15 protein-coding genes are annotated in these 18224 nt (G+C 68.4%); 4 read left to right on the top strand and 11 right to left on the bottom strand.

Going from position 1 to position 18224, the window contains the following annotated elements; genetic code table 11:
• The 3 genes from IT306_04195 to IT306_04205 form a co-directional block, all read right to left on the bottom strand.
• Complete coding sequence (locus IT306_04195) at positions 1 to 447, bottom strand: c-type cytochrome (protein ID MCC7367598.1); 447 nt, start codon at positions 445 to 447, stop codon at positions 1 to 3.
• Complete coding sequence (locus IT306_04200) at positions 444 to 1259, bottom strand: chlorite dismutase family protein (GenBank protein ID MCC7367599.1); 816 nt, start codon at positions 1257 to 1259, stop codon at positions 444 to 446. The genes IT306_04195 and IT306_04200 overlap by 4 nt, the downstream gene beginning before the upstream one ends.
• A 246-nt stretch (positions 1260 to 1505) precedes the next feature.
• Positions 1506 to 2159 (bottom strand): TetR/AcrR family transcriptional regulator, encoded by a 654-nt coding sequence (locus IT306_04205; protein MCC7367600.1) that lies wholly within the window; start codon positions 2157 to 2159, stop codon positions 1506 to 1508.
• A 99-nt stretch (positions 2160 to 2258) separates the two neighbouring features.
• Here IT306_04205 and IT306_04210 point away from each other — a divergent pair, with 99 nt between their 5' ends.
• From IT306_04210 to IT306_04220, 3 genes are all read left to right on the top strand, one after another.
• Positions 2259 to 3347: an ABC transporter substrate-binding protein gene (locus IT306_04210; protein ID MCC7367601.1), complete on the top strand. Its 1089-nt coding sequence runs from the start codon at positions 2259 to 2261 to the stop codon at positions 3345 to 3347.
• Positions 3348 to 3357: 10 nt separating this feature from the next.
• Positions 3358 to 4386 (top strand): 1,4-dihydroxy-2-naphthoate octaprenyltransferase, encoded by a 1029-nt coding sequence (gene menA / locus IT306_04215; GenBank protein MCC7367602.1) that lies wholly within the window; start codon positions 3358 to 3360, stop codon positions 4384 to 4386.
• A 269-nt stretch (positions 4387 to 4655) separates the two neighbouring features.
• Entirely contained in the window at positions 4656 to 5081 is a 426-nt protein-coding gene (locus tag IT306_04220) for an endonuclease domain-containing protein (GenBank protein ID MCC7367603.1), read from the top strand.
• A gap of 169 nt (positions 5082 to 5250) precedes the next feature.
• On the opposite strand, the gene IT306_04225 is transcribed toward IT306_04220, so the two are convergent.
• From IT306_04225 to IT306_04255, 7 genes are all read right to left on the bottom strand, one after another.
• Entirely contained in the window at positions 5251 to 7197 is a 1947-nt protein-coding gene (locus IT306_04225; protein MCC7367604.1) for a C39 family peptidase, read from the bottom strand.
• Positions 7198 to 7317: 120 nt separating this feature from the next.
• On the bottom strand, positions 7318 to 9009 hold the full coding sequence (locus IT306_04230) for a HAMP domain-containing histidine kinase (GenBank protein ID MCC7367605.1): 1692 nt from the start codon (positions 9007 to 9009) through the stop codon (positions 7318 to 7320).
• Positions 8984 to 9709 carry a response regulator transcription factor gene (locus tag IT306_04235; protein ID MCC7367606.1) on the bottom strand — a complete coding sequence of 242 codons (726 nt, stop codon included), beginning with the start codon at positions 9707 to 9709 and terminating at the stop codon, positions 8984 to 8986. Before IT306_04235 ends, IT306_04230 begins: the two co-directional genes overlap by 26 nt.
• An 18-nt stretch (positions 9710 to 9727) precedes the next feature.
• Positions 9728 to 10990 carry an ABC transporter permease gene (locus tag IT306_04240; protein ID MCC7367607.1) on the bottom strand — a complete coding sequence of 421 codons (1263 nt, stop codon included), beginning with the start codon at positions 10988 to 10990 and terminating at the stop codon, positions 9728 to 9730.
• Between the two features lie 16 nt (positions 10991 to 11006).
• A complete protein-coding gene (locus IT306_04245; protein ID MCC7367608.1) occupies positions 11007 to 11747 on the bottom strand; it encodes an ABC transporter ATP-binding protein in 741 nt (246 codons plus the stop codon).
• Positions 11748 to 11762: 15 nt separating this feature from the next.
• The gene (locus tag IT306_04250) at positions 11763 to 14066 is read right to left on the bottom strand and encodes an efflux RND transporter periplasmic adaptor subunit (GenBank protein MCC7367609.1); all 2304 of its coding nucleotides are present in this window, start codon (positions 14064 to 14066) and stop codon (positions 11763 to 11765) included.
• Between the two features lie 178 nt (positions 14067 to 14244).
• Entirely contained in the window at positions 14245 to 15144 is a 900-nt protein-coding gene (locus IT306_04255) for a GAF domain-containing protein (protein ID MCC7367610.1), read from the bottom strand.
• A gap of 256 nt (positions 15145 to 15400) precedes the next feature.
• Here IT306_04255 and IT306_04260 point away from each other — a divergent pair, with 256 nt between their 5' ends.
• Positions 15401 to 17305 carry an ABC transporter ATP-binding protein gene (locus IT306_04260; protein ID MCC7367611.1) on the top strand — a complete coding sequence of 635 codons (1905 nt, stop codon included), beginning with the start codon at positions 15401 to 15403 and terminating at the stop codon, positions 17303 to 17305.
• Positions 17306 to 17333: 28 nt separating this feature from the next.
• Here the strand turns inward: IT306_04260 and IT306_04265 are convergent, their stop codons facing one another.
• Positions 17334 to 17513 (bottom strand): type II toxin-antitoxin system RelE/ParE family toxin, encoded by a 180-nt coding sequence (locus IT306_04265; GenBank protein ID MCC7367612.1) that lies wholly within the window; start codon positions 17511 to 17513, stop codon positions 17334 to 17336.
• Positions 17514 to 18224: the final 711 nt, after the last annotated feature.

Here is an 18224-nt window from a genome sequence, read left to right on the forward strand (position 1 = left end):
CTACTTGAGCGTCATCAGCAGCGCCGTCAGGTCGTCTGCTTCCTTGTCGGTCAACTGGAGGTTCGGCATCATCGTGCCGGGCTTCAGCTTCTGCGGATCCTTGATCCACTCGCGGACGTGCTCCGGCGAGTTCGACGCGCCATCCGCCAGCTTCGGCCGCTTGGCCATGTCGCCGATGCCGTTCAGGTTCGGGCCGATGGTGCCCGTCGCCCCCTGGACGCCCTGCGCGACGTGGCAGGCGATGCACCCCTTGCGGACGAACAAGTCCTTGCCGGCGTTCGCGTCACCAGCAACCGCCGCGCCGCCGCCGGAAGCGGCGGCAGCGGCCGGCTTCTCTTCCTTCGCGGAAGCAGCCGGGGCGGCCGGCGGCGGGGCAGCGCAGGCGCCAAGCACGAGCGTTGAGGCGGCGAGTCCGAGCAGCGCCATCTTCAGCGTACGAGATGTCACGACGGTGCTCCCGCAAGCTGGGCCTCGGCCGGGGTAGCTGAGACAGACGTGCTGGCAGCCAACGCCTCGAGGGCGGCCGGCGCCGACATCGAGATGCAGGTGAAGATCGGCGTGTCACGCAGCGTGTACATGCTGGACTGCGTCTCGCGCAGGTGCATGACCAGATCCAGGAAGTCGGACGGCGAGTCGCTCTCGAACGCGACCACGAACTCCTGGTCGTCCAGCCCGAACGAGTACGCGGTGTTGATGCGGACGCTCGGGAAGTCGTGGCCGACGGCGATATGGACGTCCATGATCGTCTGCCGCTCCTCCAGCGGGAGCAGGTACCAGGCGCGCGTCTTCACGAACGGGTAGACGAACAGGTACTTCGCGCCGCCGGGCTGCACCTTGAGGCGCGCGCCCTCCTGGCCCTCGTGGGTGTGGTTGTCGATGTACTGGGAGCGCCGCGTCATGGCGAGGTAGGAGTACGGCATCTCCAGGTAGACGCCCATGCGCGAGCCGAAGAGCTGCGCAGTCAGCTCCTGGAAGTCCTCCAGGCGGTCGCTGACGGTCCAGAGCATCAGGTCGCAGTCGCCGCGCGTCCCGACCGTCGAGTAGATCCGGACGAGCATCTTCGCGGCAAACGTTTCGAGGATGGTGACGACTTCCTGATTGATCGACCCGCGCTCGGCGGCGGACAGGCCCCGCCAGGCCGTCGCGACCTTGAAGAACGTGTATTTGACGAACTGGCGTCGAACGGGAGCGCCGCCCTGCGACGAGCCTCCGTGTCCAGCACCGTGCGGTCTGCCTGTTGACTGTGGTCTACCTGACATTCCTGATAAGCCCCTTTTCCCTGTTCGGGCGCCTCTCGGCGGTGGCGGGAGCGCAACAACTCGCGCCGGCGGGGAGGTGCCGGCGTGCGGCGTTCACGAACGGGCAAGAGGGGAGGCCCTGGAACGCCCCAGAACGTATTGTACCGGTGCAGCGCGTCCTGCCGTCTCCGTTGTGCGAGCCTCGCCGGGGTAATTGCATCGTGGGCGCATCGTGCAGCCTCGCCGGGGGTTGGTGCGTCCGCACGATCAGACCGCGTGGTCGTCGAGGCCGATGCTCCGCAGCAGCAGCGCCCGCAGGTGCGGGTACATCTCCTCCAGCGGACGGGGCCGCTCGGCCAGCGCCCAGCCGATCACCACCTGGTTGAGCGCACCAAACCACGCCTGACTGGCAACTTCCACATCGAACGGCGACACCCGCCCCTGGCTGACCGCCTCCTGGAGCTGCTGCTGCAGGAACAGGACAAACCGGGTCTGGACCTCCGCGAGCTGGGCGTGGAAGCGCGGGCCGGCCCCGCGCGCCTCGACCAGGAACAGCCGCGCCAGCGAGCGGTGCGCCCCGAAGGTCTGGGCCAGCGTCAGCAGGGCCGCATCCACCTTGCGGATCGGGTCGGACTCGCGGGCGACACGCTCCCCCACCCGCGCCAGCAGCTGTTTCGCCGAGCGGTCCAGCAAGGCCAGGAAGATGGCATCCTTGCCCGGGAAGTGAAAGTAGATCCCGCCCTTGGAGGTCTGGGCCGAGGAGGCGATGTCATCGACGGTCGCCTGCTGGTAGCCCTGCTCGGCAAAGACGTCGAGCGCAGCATCGAGAATGCGCTCCTGACGGGTGACCGCACGATCCTGGCGAGCCGGCACGGCTGACTCCGGACGCGGAAACCGACTGGCGAGTCGGTTTTCCGGCATACTAGGTTGTGGCGTTCTTGATGATCGCTCACCGTGGCCGTTTTTGTCCCCTTCCTCGTGAATCCCCCGCCCCACAATCCCCAGCAGTGGAGTTGTCGGATGACTGCCCTTCCCTCGTCCGCCGGCCAGTCCCACCTGTCGCGGCGCTCGGCCCTCAAGCGCATGCTTGCCGCCACCGGCGTTGCCATTGCCGCGCCCGTGCTCGCCACAAGCCTGCCAGTCAGGACGCTCTCGCCGCTGGTCGCGGCGCAGACGCCGCTCAAGATCAAGATGGCGGTCCTGCCGATCTTCATCTCGGCCCCGCTGTTCATCGCCCAGCAGAAGGGCTACTTCGAGCAGGCCGGCATCGACTTCGAGATGACGACGCTCTGGCAGGCCAGCGAGATCATCGCGGCGTTCGCCTCCGGCGACATCGACGCGTCGGCGGGCGGCTTCGGGCCGGCCCAGATGAACGCCGTGTCGCAGGGCGCGCTCGACGTGCGGCTGGTGGCCCCGCTCCACAGCGAGAAGCCGCCGGTCGCCACGCCGCTGGTAGTCCGCAAGGCCCTGTACGACGATGGGACCGTCCGCTCGGTGGCCGAGTTGAAGGGGCGGCGGGTGGCGATCAACTCGAAGGGCTCGGCGGTCGAGTACTGGCTGTACGCGGCGCTGGCGACCGGCGGCCTGACCCCGGCCGACATCGACGTGGTGGTGATGTCGTTCCAGGACGCCGCCGTGGCCCTGGCGAACGGCTCGATTGACGGCGCGCTGATCGGCGAGCCGGACGTGACCCGCGCCGAATTGGCCGGCGCCATCGTACGGCTCACCGAGGACTTCGTGGACGACATCCAGGTGACGGCGGTCTACTTCCGGACGGCGTTCCTGGAGCAGAACCGCCCGGCAGTCGAGCGGTTCGTGGCGGCCTACCTGCGCGGCGCGCGGGATCTCGGCGGCCAGGGCTATCGCGATCCGGCCAACATCGCCATCCTGGAGAAGGCGACCCGTGTCGAGGCCAGCACCATCGCCATCGCGCGGGTGCCCTTCCACGATCCAGACGGCGCGGTCCACATCGAGGACTTCCAGAAGCTGCAGGAGTTCTTCGTGCAGCAGGGCGTCGTTCGTTCGCCTATCGACATCCCAAGCGTGGTCGACCTGAGCGTTGCCCAGAATGCTCGGCAGATCCTGGCTCAGGGCGGCACTGGCCGCTAGACTGTCGGACGTGACGACTGCAAACGGGTCGGCCCCACCGCCCGAGCCTGCCTCCAACGGACCGGCCGCGCCCACGACGGGCGGGCCGGTCTTCAATGCCAGCGGGGTTGCTGTGGGGGCGCCCCGCCCGAGCCTGCCGGTCATCTGGTACCGCGCGATCCGTCCGTTCTCGTTCACGGCCAGCATCATCCCGGTCCTGGTCGGCGGGGCCTGCGCCCTCGTCGTCGGTGGGTTCTCACCGGTGGCGTTTCTGCTGTGCCTGGGCGGCGGCATGGCGCTCCAGGCTGGCGTCAACCTGACGAACGACTACTTCGATCACCAGCTGGGTGCGGACCACTCCGGTTCGCTCGGCCCGAGCCGGGTGATCCAGGAAGGCTGGCTCTCGCCGGGCGCGGTGCTGGCCGGCGGGGTGACGTTCTTCGTGCTGGGCGGGCTGGCCGGGTTTGCACTGGCCGGCATGGCCGGCTGGCCGATTCTCCTGCTGGGGCTGGTCGGCGTGCCGCTGGCCTACGGCTACACCGCGCCGCCGCTGAAGCTGGCCTATCGTGGCCTCGGCGAGCTGAACGTCTTCGTCCTGATGGGGCCGATGATGGTGGTCGGCGGGTTTCTGGTACACCGCGTGGCGGGCTGGGGCGTCGCACTTACGGCCTCGTTGCCGGTCGGCTGTCTGGTGGCCTCGATCCTCCATGCCAACAACCTCCGAGACCTTGACGACGACCGCGCCCTGGGCAAGAAGACGCTGGCGACCATCGTCGGGCCGTGGTGGGGCAAGGCGGAGATGCTGGCCTTGCTCTGGGGGGCGTACGCGGCGCTGATCGCGAGCGTCTGGCTGCGCGTGCTGCCGCGTGCGGCCCTGCTGGCGCTCCTGAGCGCCCCTGCCGCGCTGACGGTCAGCAAGACGGTAGTCAGAGGGCAGACGCCGCTGGAGCTTGCGCCTTCCGTGCGGCAGGCCGCGAAGCTGCACACGCAGTTCGGGTTGCTGCTGGCGCTCGGGCTGGTGGTGGGGGCCGGCTGGCGCTGGCTCAAGCGCCGGGGGTAGTCGGCGAAATGAGGGAAGCCCTTACCCTCCGACCTTCCGACAACGGCCCTCACCCTCCGACCTTCCGGCAGCGGCCCTCACCCCCCGACCTTCCGACAGCGGCCCTCACCCCCCGACCCCCGGTAACGGCCCTCACCCCCCGACCTTCCGACAGCGGCCCTCACCCCCCGACCCCCTCTCCCTGTGCGCGGGAGAGGGGGAGTTGTGGAACAACCCATTGGACACTCTGAGCGCCCCTCACAGATTGTGGGACCGAAGCGAATCACCGCATGAACGACACGGACAGGGCTGAACTGCCAGTGAGTCCGACCCGGCGAGTGTGGACGACCGGGCGGGCCAGAGAGCTACGCCGCGAAGCTACCCCGAGTGAAGCACTTCTGTGGACGCATCTGCGTGGCCGGACGCTGGATGGCGCGCGGTTCCGACGGCAGCAGCCAATCGGCCCCTTCGTCGTTGATTTCTTCTGCGCGGAGGTGGGACTCGTCATCGAGGTCGATGGCGGTGTCCACGAACAACAGCGGGAGTACGACGAAGCTCGTCAGGCGCAGCTTGAAGGCGCCGGGTACACGGTGATGCGGATCGTTGCCACCGACGTCCTGGGTGACATTGCAGGTGTGCTTGCGCTGATCCGCGCTGAACTACAGCGTTCCAAGGCCAACGTGATGCGAGCACAACCCCAGACCCGCGACATCTGATCTGACTCCCCCTCTCCCGCGCACAGGGAGAGGGGGTTGGGGGGTGAGGGCCGTTGCCGGGGGTCGGGGGGTGAGGGCCGCTGCCGGAAGGTCGGGGGTGAGGGCCGCTACCGGGGGTCCGGGGGGTGAGGGCCTTCCGGGCGTGAAGGCCGTCCCGGCACCCGACGGGCTACCGCCGGCGCAGTCGGCGGCGGATCACGGCCGGCACGCGCGCCCAGCCCGGTCGCCGGGTGGTCCCCCGGCCGACCGCCGCCAGCATCACGCCGAAGCCCATCAGCCCCAGGCCGACGGGGCTGAGCCAGAGCGCCAGTCTTGCACCCTGCGGCTCCGCTGACGCACCATCCTGCGCCGCGGACGGAGCGAGCGCCGCGCGGTCAGCGTCCTGAGCGCTGCCACGCGCGTCGGCGACGGCGTCCGCGTCACGGTCTGCGATGGCAGCGTCGGCTACCGGCGCGCCCGATGGGTGCTCCTCGATGGCCTGCGCCGCCGGGGGCAGATCGGCCGGCGTCAGGCGGGTACGCGGAGCCGTCAGCTCGGCGGGCGGGATGTCCAGCCCGATAGCCGTCCGCGCCCCGAGCTTGTCCAACATCTGCTCGCGCAGCCACTCGGCGGCAGCGCCACGATTGACGCGCACCGGCGCAGCAGGAGCGGCGGCCTGCACGTCGTCCACGGGCGCGGTAGCGGCGAGGCTCTCGGCCGTCAGCCGGCGCGGCACGATCGGCAGCGGCTTGAGGCTGTCCCCGAATCCGACGGCGACCGCGTGGCGCGGAACCGAGCTGGCGGCCCACGCCCGCTCAAGCTGCGAGGGGCTGATGAGCAGGTTGTAGCCATACTCCGTGGAGTAGGCGGCGTCGTTGTAGACGAAGTCCTCGCCAGCCAGCCCAGTGATCACGATGTAGTGGTCGAAGTCCGTCACCGAGCCGAAGTGCCCAGGCAGGAACCGGTACTTGGTCAGCGTGATGACCGGGTGCCCCGCGCGGACCTGCTCGCGGACCGCTTCGACGGTCCAGCCCTGCAAGCCGGCCGAGGTGCCAAAGGTCGTCAGGCCGGCCTCACGGGCGATGCGCGCCAGGACGTAGAGGCTGGTGCCCTGCTCGGTGTCGAAGTTGCCGACAAGGTGGTTGAGGTAGTCGCGAACGGACGGCGGATCGACATCCATCCCGAACGCCATCAGCACCATCGTCAGCGAGGCCGGCCCACAGTTCACCAGCGAGAACGACGTGCCGTCGATCTGGGTGCGGAACGGCACGCCGAGCACCAGCGACGTATCGGTCGCCCAGCTCTTGAGCTGTGACGTGGACGTACCGCCGGCGGTCTGCCGCAACGCCTCGAAGCTGGTGATCAGGCGGCGCGGCGGGCCGGCCGCCAGCGTCTCGTCGCCGGCCGTGGGCGTGCGTGTGCCCACGGCCAGGAGGTCGGGCGTGGGCGAGGCCGCGGCAACCACCAGCGAGGGCGTCCCGAAGAGGAACGGCGCAGGCGACGCGCTCAGATTCGGGTTCGCCACGCCTGGGGCCAGCACCGAGCCGTTTGCCCGGGCCTGCGTCCCGCTCGACGGCGTTCCCGACGCGACTGCCGAAGGTGTGGCGCCCGGGACCAGCAGCGACGCGGGAGCGCCCTGAACGGCAGCCGCGGCGGCCGCTGCCGCTGCGCTGCCCTGGGCCGTCCCCGGCTTCGGCGTGGCGGCCGGCGAGGGCGTCTTCGGGGCGGCGGCAGGTGTCGGTGTGGCCGGGGCGATCAGGCCAAAGTCGGCCCGCTCAGTGTCGCCCGCGTCCAGGGTGACGGAGATGGTTCCGTCCCCCTTCGTCTTCAGGCCGTCCGGGGGCGTCACCTTGACGACGTACTTCCCAGGCAGCAGCCCGGCGAAGCTGTATTTCCCGTCCGCACCGGTCTTCCGCGAGTCCGACTTAGAGCCGAACGTCAGGCGCACCTCGGCGTTGGCGACGGGCTTCGGACCGCTCCCCGACTCCACCACGACGATCCCGGCAACCGTGCCGGTGTCGGCAGCGAGTACGGCCGGTGAGAGCCCCGGCGCCAGAAGAGCGGCCAGGAGCCCGACGAGGAGCAGGTAGAGGCGCCACGCGGACGTGAGCGTCAGGGTGCGAATGAGATTCTCCAAGATCGAGAGTAGTTGGTGCGGTCCCCCGGGCGCCTGTGCATGGAGTACATGACCCCACGTACACGAAAACGAGCGAACTGGTCGCCCGTCACGCACCATCCTCCGCGCAAACCACCCATTTTAGGACGCGATTTCCCGCTCAGGTCGCAGCGATCCTACTGTACGGCCGGACCCCCGGTCAAGCAGCGGCAGCATAACGGCGAACTCCGTCCCGCCAGCCAGCGAGCTCTGGACGTGAATCCAGCCGCCATGCGCCTGCACGATCTCCTGGGCGATGGCGAGGCCCAGCCCGCTGCCCGATCCGGAGGTGGAGCGCGCCTTGTCTACCTGGTAGAACCGCTCGAAGACGCGCGGCTGATCCCCCGGCGGGATAAATGAGCCGGTGTTGTGCACGGCGATGTAGCCGAACTCGCCGCTGTGCCGGCCCACCAACGACACGACCCGTGAGCCGGGCGGGACGGCCATCGTGCCGATGGCGAGCGTGATCGTGCCGCCGGCCGGCGTGTGCTTGAGGGCGTTGTCCAACAGGTTGTCCACTGCCCGCTCGACCCACCGGCCATCCGCCCGCACGATGGGCGTGGCATCAAGCGCCAGCGTCAGCGTAACGCCGTGCTCCGCGATGCGCCGCTCGGCACGCTCGACGGTCTGATGCGCCAGCACCTCAAGCTCGCAGGGGCCAGGCTCCAGGTGCACCTGTCCCGATTCGATCTTGCTCAACTCAAGCAGGTCTTCCACGAGGCGGCGCATCCGTTCGGCCTCTTCGTTGATGACACGGCCGGCCTCGGCGTAGTCCTCGGGCGTTCGGAGCGCGCCGTCGACCATCGCCTGGGAGAAGCCCTGTATCGATGTCAACGGCGTCCGCAGGTCGTGGGAGACGTTCGCGACAAAGTCGCGCAGGGTCCGCTGCGAGCGAGCGACCTCACGGACCATCGCGTTGAACGCCACGGCGAGCCGCCCGACCTCGTCGTCGCCGCGCACGTCGATCTCGTGGTCGTACCGGCCGTGGCTCATGTCTTCGGCGGCGCGCGTCATCCGGGCCAGCGGGCGCGCGATCGACGCAGCCAGCAGCCAGGCCACCACGATGGACGCCGACAACGAGACGAGCGCCGCCAGCAGCAGGCGGGGGGCCATCTCGCTGAGGACGCTGGCAACGGTCGGCGGCTCGTGGATGATCGCCAGGATCGGGCCGTTCGGGCCGCCCGGACGGGGCAGGGGCCGGTCAGGGTTCCCGCCAGGTTGCAGATAGATAAACCGCAGATTGCGGTCGTCGACGCCCGGCGCGGTAACCAGCCGGACGCGCTGCAACGGGCTGAGCTGATCGGCAGCCACCACATCGATGCGATGGTTCACCAGCAGGTCGTCGCTGTCGTAGAGGATGACGCCGTTCGGGCGGGCCAGCACGAGGCGCACGTCCAGCTCGTCGGCCTGCCGGTCCAGGAAGTCGCGGGCATCCTCCAGCGTGCGGCCCTGCTGCTCGACCTGCCGCGACTGCCCGAGGATCGGGCCGATCAGCGTTCCGAGGCGCAACAGCTCGCGCTGCTCCTGGTACTGGCGAATGATGAACACGAACCCGATGCCGACGAGCACCAGCGTCAGGAAGATGATGGCCGCGAACGCCAGGATGAGCCGCGCCCGCAGCGACCGGCCGGGCCGCAGACTGTCGAGCCAGGAGGTGGCCGGCGCGCGCTCGGCGGTGACCGCCGACATGCGGGTCGTCGGCAGCTCGTCGAAGCCGGACGGCCGGGGCCGCGCGCCCGAGGCCGGCGGGTTCGGGACGGGCGGCATCTCAGGCCTGGGTCTTGTTGCGGCCACCGGCTGCCCTCGTCGGAAGCTGATCGGCGGAGACGAGCTTGTAGCCGACGCTCCAGACCGTCTGAATGCGGGCCTGGGAGGAGGCCAGCTTCTCCCGCAGCCACGTCACGTGCACATCGACCGTCCGCGAGTCGCCGCCGTAGTCGTAGCCCCAGGCGACTTGCAGCAGCCGCTCGCGGTCGAAGACCACGCCGGGGCTGGCGGAGATGGTCGCCAGCAGGTCGAACTCCTTCGGCCGCAGATCGACCAGCCGATCCCCGATCCGGAACTCGCGCCGGTCGAGGTCGATGGTCAGATCCTCGAAGCGGATGACGCGGGTCGGCTCGTTGCCGCGCTCGGTGCGGCGCAGCACGGCCTTGACGCGGGCCACCAGCTCGCGCGGGTTGAACGGCTTGGTCACGTAGTCGTCCGCGCCCAGCTCCAGCCCAACCACCTTGTCCACGTCGTCGTCGCGGGCCGTCAGCATGATGATCGGGATGTCGCTGGTCTTGCGTAGCTGCTTACAGACTTCCCAGCCGTCCATCACCGGCATCATCAGGTCGAGCAAAATCAGGCTCGGGGAGGTCTGGCGGACCTTCTCCAACGCCTCTTTGCCGTTGGCGGCCGTCTCGACGTTGTACCCCTCGTTGCGAAGGTAGAGGCGAGCCAGTTGGACGATGTTGCGCTCGTCGTCCACCACCAGGATCGTGGACCCGCTCATGTCATCTCACCCCCCGCCTCACTCATACCGCAATGCCTGGATCGGGTGAAGCTGTGCCGCGCGCGAGGCTGGATAGATCCCGAAGAAGATGCCGACAGCGGCTGACACCCCAAACGCTAGCAGGACCGACTCCGGCGTGACCACCGTCTGCAACGCCTGGCCGTTGCTGACGCCCGGCATCGGCAAGCCGGCGATCAGCTTGGAGATCCCCCAGCCGAGCACCACGCCGACCGCCCCGCCGAGCACGCTGACCATGACGGACTCGACGAGGAACTGCGAGAGGATGTCTTTGCGCCGCGCGCCGACGGCCTTGCGGATGCCGATCTCGCGGGTCCGCTCCGTCACCGAGACCAGCATGATGTTCATGATGCCGATGCCGCCCACCACTAGCGAGATGCCGGCAATCGAGCCGAGCAGGATCGTGAAAGTCTGGGTGATCTGGCTGAAGGTCGCCAGGAAGTCTTCCTGGCTCTGGATCGAGAAGTCGTCTTCCACCACGCGGTGCCGCTCGCGCAGCAGCTCGCCGATGGCGGCGACGGCATCCTTCATCGCCTTCTCGTCGCCGACCTGGACGTTGATGACGCTGACGTTGACGGCCCCGCGCGCGTTACGGGAGGCCAGCAAGCGGGCCTGCATGGTGGTGATCGGCACGAAGACCTGATCGTCCTGGTTCCCCATGTTGGTGCCGCCCTTCGCCTCCATCAGCCCGATCACGCGGAAGGTGGAGGCAGCGCGGTTGTTGAAGCTCATGCGGACGGACTGCCCGACCGGGTCATCCTCGCCGAACAGGGTCTTCGCGACGTTCGCGCCGAGCACCACGACCGTCGAGCGTCCCTCCATGTTCTCCCGGCTGAGGAACTCACCGTTCGCCACCTTGAAGTTGCGAACGTCAGCATAGTCCGGGGTGGTCCCGACCACGCGGGTGTTGGTGTTGACCCCATTGGCGATCAACTGGCCGCCGCTGCCCTGTTCGGGCGCGACGCCGGCGACCTCGGCGATCTCCCGCGCGATGGCGTCGGCGTCGTCGATGGTGAGCGTCGCGGCGCTGCCAGCCGCCGAGCGCACGCCGGTGGACTGCGTCGAGCCGGGCCGGATGAACAGGAGGTTGGTGCCCATGCCCCGGATCTGGTTGGTGACCTGCGCCTGCGCCCCCTGCCCGATGGACATCAGCGAGATGACGGCGCACACGCCGATGATCATGCCGAGCATGGTGAGGACGGTCCGGAGCTTGTTGGCGTTGAGCGCTCCGAGGGCGACGCGCACGGACTCTAGCAGGCCCATCGCGCCTCCCGTACGCTCATGCCAGCACCGCCGACACTGTGGGAGCCGCTGGCGCGGCCACATCATGTGGAACGGCCACGACGGCCTCGCGTGGCTCGTCGCTCACGATCAGCCCGTCCCGGATGTTGATCACCCGGTTGGTGTGCGCCGCGATGTCCGCCTCGTGCGTCACGAAGATGACCGTGATGCCTTGCTCGCGGTTGAGCCGCTGAAAGATCCCCATGATCTCGATGCTGGTCTTGCTGTCCAGCGCGCCCGTCGGCTCGTCGGCCATGATGATGCGGGGGCTGGTCACCAGCGCCCGCGCGATGGCGACGCGCTGCTGCTGGCCGCCGGACAGCTCTGACGGCTTGTGGTGCGCGCGATCTGCCAGCCCGACGGCCTCCAGCGCGGCCATCGCCTTCGTGCGGCGGTCCTTCACGCCGGCGTAGACCAGCGGCAGCTCGACCTGCTCGATGGCCGGCATCCGGGCCAGCAGGTTGAAGCTCTGGAACACAAACCCGATCTTCCGATTGCGGACCCGCGCCAGGTCGTCGTCCCCGAGCGTGCTGACCTCCTGGTCATCCAGGGCGTAGGTGCCGGTCGTGGGGGTGTCCAGGCAGCCGAGGATGTTCATCATGGTGGACTTGCCCGACCCAGACGGCCCCATGATCGCGATCAGCTCGCCGTCGAGGATGTCGAGATCGACGCCGCGCAGGGCATGCACCTCAACATCCCCCATGATGTACAGCTTGGTGATGCCGCGCAGCCGTAACATCGGTCCGCCCCGGCCTCAGCGACCGCCCGGCTTCGCGGCTGGCGCGCCGCCACCGCCACCTGGGATGCCACCGGCCCCGAAGCCGCCACCGCCGCCACCCGTGCGGACCGGAGCGGTGCCAGTCCCCGGCACCACCACGACATCGCCATCGGCCAGGCCATCCACGATCTCAGTCTGCTGGTCGTTGGTCATGCCGACCTGCACCTGCTTCATCTGGTTGCCACCTGGGGCCACCACCTCGATCGTCTGATCGCGGCCCTGACGGCGTACCGCGCGCGTCGGCACCACCAGCACATCGGTCTTGCGGTTGATGGTGATCTGGACGCTGGCGGTCAGGCCGCTCGGGAGCGTCACGTCCTGCGGGATCTGCAGGTTGATCGCGATGGGGTAGGTCACCACGCCGGAGCTGCTGTTGCCGCTCGGCGCGACGGCCGCCACCTGCCCTCGGAACCGCCGATCCGGCAGCGCGTCGAAGGTGACCTCGGCCGGCTTCCCGACCGAGAGCTTGGCCACGTCCACCTCGTCGACGTTGGCGTCAACCCGCACCGCTGACGGATCGACCAGCGTCACGAAGATCGACGTTGAGGTCGTCGTCGTGGTCTGGTTCGTCGCGCCGGAGCCGACCACCTCGCCCGGGTTGCCGTTGATGCCCGCCACCACGCCGTCAATCGGCGAGAGCAAGATCGAGTCCTTCAGATCGAGCTGTGCCTGCTTCAAGTTCAGCTCGGCCACCTTGACCTGCTCCATGGCGACGAGGAGATCGGTCTCCTTCACGCCGTGGGTGGCATTGGCGAGGTTCGCCTGGGCCGATGCCAGCGAGGACTGGGCGCTCTGGATCTCGGACGGCTTCGCGCCGGCCGTCAGCTCGGCCAGCTTCGCGCGGGCGCTGGTCACCCCGGAGCGCGCCGACTCCAGCGACGCCCGAGCGGTACGGATGTCGGTCTCCAGCGCGCCACCCATCAACTGCTCGATCTTGGTCTGGGCGGACTCGTAGCTCTTGCGGGCGCTGTCCACCGCCCCCTGCGCCGCCACCAGCTCGGCCTGGGTCGGGCCGGCCTTGAGCACCTCCAGCTTGGCCTCGGCGGACCGCAGCGAGGAGCGCGCACTCTCGACGGTCGCGCGCGCCTGGATCACGTCGCGCTGGTCCGGGTTGCGGAGCTGATTCAGCTTGGCGACGGCGGACTGGAGGTTCGCCCTGGCCTGGTCGACGGACCCTTCGGCCGCCGCCATCTCGCCCGGCTTCGGGCCGGCCAGCACCTCGGCCAGCTCGGCCTCGGAGGCCTTGACGCGCAGGCGGGCCGCCTCCAACGAAGCCTGATCGGCCTTCTTCTGGGCGCTCGACGGCTTGTTCGGCTCCTCGGCGTCGTCGTTCGCCTTGACCTTGGCCTCGGCGCTCTTGACGCTGGCCTTCGAGCTTTCGAGGTTGGCGCGGGCGCTGCGAATGGCCGACTGATCCGAACCCTTCTTCAGATCGTCCAGCTTCTTCTGGGCGCTCTCCAACCCGGTCTGCGCCGACACGACGCTCGCCTGGGCGGCGGCCAGATCGGCGCCGGTGCCGCCCTTGGTGAGCAGATCCAGCTTCGCCTCGGCGCTGGCGAGGCTCTCGCGGGCCTGGGCCACGCTGCCCTCGGCCGCCACCAGCTCATCCTTCTTCGGGCCGGCCTTCAGCTCGGCCAGCTTCGCCTCAGCCGAGTCCAGCGAGACCCGCGCCGACTCCACTGAGCTTTGCGCCGCCACGATCTCGTCGGCGCGAGGGCCGGCCATCAGCGCGTCGAGTTTGGCCTGCGCGGAGGTCTGGTTCGCCAGGGCCGAGTCGAGCGACGACTGGGCCGCCTGGAGCTCGGCCGGCGTGGGGCCGTTGGTGACCTCCTGGTACTTGACCTGCGCCGCCTCAAACGACGCCTGGACCGCCGCGATCTCCTCGGGAGTTGCGCCGTCGCGCAGTTGCTGCACCTTGATCTGGGCCTGCCGCACCGACGACTGGGCCGACTCAACCTTCACCTCAAACGGCGCCGGATCGAGCGCCGCGATCGGCTGGCCGACCGTCATCCGGTCGCCGAGCTTGGCGTACACCTCTTTGATCCGCCCGCCGGCCGCGAAGTTCAGCTTGACCTGTCGCGTGGAGACGGTCGTGCCGCTCGTGGAGACCGTCTGGGTGATGGTCCCGCGCCGGACGGCCACCTGCTGCCCGGTGGCTGGCGCCACGGTCGGGGTCGACCAGCGCTGATACCCGATCACGCCCAGGACGGCAAGCAGCGCCACGGCGGTCAGCCAGACCCAGCGGTTGGGGGCCGGCAAACGGGTGAGTCGTCGTGGCAAGGCCACCGGCATGTGCAAGGGCGATCACCTGAACCGTGGCGCCGGCGCAGGGGCCCGGCGGCTGAAAACGAGCACACGGCCCCGCTGGCCGTATCGAACAGTGTGCCACCGAGCTATTAACGATCTGTCAACGGTGGGCTAACGGGTAGGTAACGAAAGCGGTGGCCTCTGGCGCGGCTCAGGACGAGGCGTGCGGCGGGGCGTCGAGGTCGAGCACAGGCCCGTCCGGCGCTCCACGATCCACTTCGACGACATGCGTGATGCGGCGCAGGCGACCGACAATGCCCACGGCGGCCTCAGCCCCACTCAAGATGTCGGCCAGCGCAGGGCGAAACCAGGCCGGCAGGCGTGGGTCATCCGCGACGGCCTCGGCATAGCCGATCACGATAGCCAGTTGGTTGTTCAGCTCGTGCTGGGCCGTTCGCGCCGCCAGGAGCACGCCTTCGAGGCGCGCCAGGGACCGTTCGCTCGCGACGATCCGCTCGCGCTCCAGCGAGGCGGCGATGAGCTGAGCGACCATCTGCAACAGCCCGATGTCCTCGCTCTGCCACGCTTTCGGTTGGCGGACCGCGTCGAAGCCGAGGAAGCCAAGGAGCATGCCCCGCACCACCATCGGCACACAAACAATCGATTGGATGCTCTGCGCTTCGAACATCAACCGCTCAGCCACGGCGTCGTCCGACAATTCAGACATCGATGTCAGGGAGACAGGCTGGAACGCGTGGAGCCGGCCCATGAACCAGCGAAACTCTTCAAGCGGCACGGATTGCAGGTTGTGGATTTGCGGCTCGACGCCAGCGGCGCACCATTCGTGCGTGTTCGTGGCCTGGCTGTAGTCCGAGGTGAGCTGAAACACATAGGTGCGATCTGCTTGTGAGAATTCCCCAAGCCGCTGAAGCGTCAGATCGATGGCTTCATCGAGGCTGTCACCGGGGGCCGAGACGAACTGCGCGGCGATCGACGCGATCAGCCGTTCGGCCTCAAGCCTCCGCTCGAGTTGAGCGATAACCAGACGCTGGGCTTCATCTGACAAGCCGCGCTCAGGTGCAGGGTCGTGGAATCGATCGGGGTGGCTCATAGAACGGTCGTTTCACGCATTGGACTGAAATATGCGAGACTTCGCCATGAGACGACGCCTCCTCGCTACGGACCTTCTCCGGGCAGTGATACTTTAGAGACAACGCACAAGTATGACCACCGGGGACGCTTAAACGGTATCCAGAGCGGCCTGAAGTCCCGGCAGATGAAACAGCTTTGTGACCCGCACGTACCGGACGAGAGCCCATCTCAGGCTGGCAGACGCTCGCGCGTGGGCCGTGGGTATAGTGTTCAAGATGAGTGGACGCATGGGCGGCCGGATGGCGGCAGACGGGGTCTCGGGCCTCGGGCGTATCCGGTACGACGCGAAGAACAGGCCGGCCGGGCCGGTCTCGGCGATCTTGCCGCGCGTCGTCCGCTACTTCCGCCCGTACCTCGGAAGCTGGCTGCTGATCTTGCTGTGCATCGCGGCCAGCGCCGCCCTCAACCTCGTGCCGCCGCTGATGGTCCGCGAGATCATCGACGTAGCGCTGCCTTCGCGTGATCTGTGGCTGCTGGCCGGGGCGGTCGGCGGCTCGATCCTGGCCGGGCTGGCGGCGCGGCTGGTCGGCGTGGCCCAGTTCTCGATCAACGTGCGGATCGGCCAGGGCGTGATGTTCGATCTGCGGAACGAGCTGTACCACCACCTCCAGAAGCAGTCGTTGCGCTTCTTCACGGAGAGCAAGACCGGCGAGCTGATGTCGCGGGTCACCAACGACGTTGGCGGCATCGAGGGTGTCGTCACGAACACCATCGTGAACGTCATCACGAATGTCGTCTCGCTGGTGTCGGTGGCGGTGGTGATCTTCGGGCTGAACTGGCAGTTGGCGCTGCTCTCGCTGGTGATGCTGCCGTTCTTCATCCTGCCGACACGGCGCGTCGGCCGGATCCGCCAGCAGCTGCGACGCCAGACGGCCGAGCATCAGGGCGGCCTCGCGGCGGTGATGGCCGAGACGCTCTCGATAAGCGGCACGCTGCTGATGAAGGCGTTCGCGCGGGAGGGCTACGAGGCCGAGCGCTTCCGCAAGCAGAGCGCCGACCTCCGCGAGCTGGAGATCCGCCAGCGAATGGTGGGGCGCTGGTTCTTCATGGTGATCGGGTTGTTCCAGTCGGTCGGGCCGGCGTTGGTGTACCTCTACGGCGGCTGGCTGGTGATCCAGGGCGAGATCAGCATCGGCACCGTGGTGGCGTTCGTGGCGTACCTGCGGCAGTTGTACGGCCCCGTCAGCGAGCTGGCGAACGTCCACGTGGACGTGATGTCCTCGCTGGCCCTCTTCGAGCGGCTGTTCAACTACCTGGATCGCACGCCGGACATTCAGGAGCCGGCCCGGGCCTTGACGCCGCCGCCAGCACGCGGAGAGATCGCGTTCGAGGGTGTCTCGTTCGGGTACGTCGAGGACCGGCTGGCCCTGGACGGCGTCTCCTTTGTGGCGAAGCCGGGCCAGCTGGTGGCGCTGGTCGGGCCGAGCGGTGCTGGCAAGACGACGGTCACCTATCTGGTGCCGCGCTTCTACGATCCGACCGATGGCACGGTGCGGGTAGACGGCCACGACGTGCGCGACCTGAGCCTGCACTGGCTGCGCTCGCAGATCGGCATCGTGACCCAGGAGACGTACCTCTTCCACGCCACCGTCAACGACAACCTGCTCTACGCCCGGCCAGACGCCACCAGCGCCGAGATCGAGGCGGCGTGCAAGGCCGCCAACATCCACGAGTTCATCAGCGGCCTGCCCGAGGGGTACGAGACGATGGTCGGCGAGCGGGGCTACCGGCTCTCCGGCGGCGAGAAGCAGCGGCTGGCGATCGCCCGCGTCCTGCTGAAAGACCCGCGCATCCTCCTGCTGGACGAGGCAACGTCGTCGCTGGACTCGCGCTCGGAGGCGCTGATCCAGGCCGCCCTGACCCCGCTGATGGCGGGACGCACCAGCCTGGTGATCGCTCACCGGCTGAGCACGATCCTGGCGGCGGACCTGATCCTGGTGCTGGACCGTGGGCGGCTGGTGGAGCAGGGCACGCACCCCGAACTGCTGGCGCGCGGCGGCCTCTATACCCGCCTCTACGAGGAGCAGTTCAAGTCGGGCACGAACGGCACGGCTCCGGCGGTTGCCGCGTCAGCCCCCGACGATGGGCCAGGGGCGCTGCTGCCGAACGTCGCCGGCTGACCCGTCTTGTAGCACGCAAGCCACGCAATCACCGATATGCGTCGCGGCGATTCAACACTCGCAGCGCCAGGACGACGAACCCGCCGGCCTCGAACGAGAAGAGAACGCGCCAGTCACCAACGCGCAAGCGGTAGACTCCATTGCTCCCTGAAAGCTTGACAACATCACCCTGTCCGCTGGCGGCGTAAGCGGTCACCGCGTCGAAGATGCGCGGACCAGCGAAGCGCGCGACTCACCAACCGAGTCGGCGCTTCAGGTCATCGTTCGTCGCGACTCCCCCCCGCGCGAAGGCTTCGCATCCTTCGCGGATGGCGGCAAGGTCTTCCTCGGTCACTGGTTCATCATCGTCTGGAACCATGAGCAGGGACAAGGCCACAGCAGCCTCGTCGCAGCCATGGTCAGCACGCCCACGCGCTGCAGCCGACCGTTCTGGCTAGTACTCCACCACGCAGAAGGCGGCGTCGTACCCGTCATCCCGAGCGGAGCGTGCGTGCGAGCGCAGTCGAGGGATCTTCCCCTGGACACCCCTGCGAGGAAGATCCCTCCGTTCCGCTCGTTCCTCGCGTAGCTTGCCCTGAGCTTGCCGAATGGGGTCGGGATGACACACCCGTCACATCCAGCATGGCAACGTACTCGACGGGTTCACACACGTACAGCATATCGCACCACAGGCCAGGGCGATTGCATGTTGATGTCGTCGTGCCGCCGCGTCGGGGCTTGAAAGCCCCGCCTACCCTCCTGCAGTCGCTGCGCGACGCTCCAGTCGCACCAGTTCCTGCCGTGCCCGGCGGCCGTCGCGCAGCGACGGAATGACTGTAGGCGGGGGTTTCAACCCCCGACCGCCCGTTCCATGATGCTTCGGGTACACCAACGAACATGCGATCGCCCTGATGCTGCTACCAGTGCAATCGTATGTTGA

It is taken from the genome of Chloroflexota bacterium (assembly GCA_020850535.1).
GTDB lineage: Bacteria > Chloroflexota > UBA6077 > UBA6077 > JACCZL01 > JADZEM01.

What these genes read in the sequence shown, in the direction of transcription:
- IT306_04200 (MCC7367599.1), bottom strand. Translation starts at nt 1,259, where the DNA reads ATGTCAGGTAGACCACAGTCAACAGGCAGACCGCACGGTGCTGGACAC.
- IT306_04205 (MCC7367600.1), bottom strand. Translation starts at nt 2,159, where the DNA reads ATGCCGGAAAACCGACTCGCCAGTCGGTTTCCGCGTCCGGAGTCAGCC.
- IT306_04210 (MCC7367601.1), top strand. Translation starts at nt 2,259, where the DNA reads ATGACTGCCCTTCCCTCGTCCGCCGGCCAGTCCCACCTGTCGCGGCGC.
- IT306_04220 (MCC7367603.1), top strand. Translation starts at nt 4,656, where the DNA reads ATGAACGACACGGACAGGGCTGAACTGCCAGTGAGTCCGACCCGGCGA.
- IT306_04235 (MCC7367606.1), bottom strand. Translation starts at nt 9,709, where the DNA reads ATGAGCGGGTCCACGATCCTGGTGGTGGACGACGAGCGCAACATCGTC.
- IT306_04240 (MCC7367607.1), bottom strand. Translation starts at nt 10,990, where the DNA reads ATGGGCCTGCTAGAGTCCGTGCGCGTCGCCCTCGGAGCGCTCAACGCC.
- IT306_04245 (MCC7367608.1), bottom strand. Translation starts at nt 11,747, where the DNA reads ATGTTACGGCTGCGCGGCATCACCAAGCTGTACATCATGGGGGATGTT.
- IT306_04255 (MCC7367610.1), bottom strand. Translation starts at nt 15,144, where the DNA reads ATGAGCCACCCCGATCGATTCCACGACCCTGCACCTGAGCGCGGCTTG.
- IT306_04260 (MCC7367611.1), top strand. Translation starts at nt 15,401, where the DNA reads ATGAGTGGACGCATGGGCGGCCGGATGGCGGCAGACGGGGTCTCGGGC.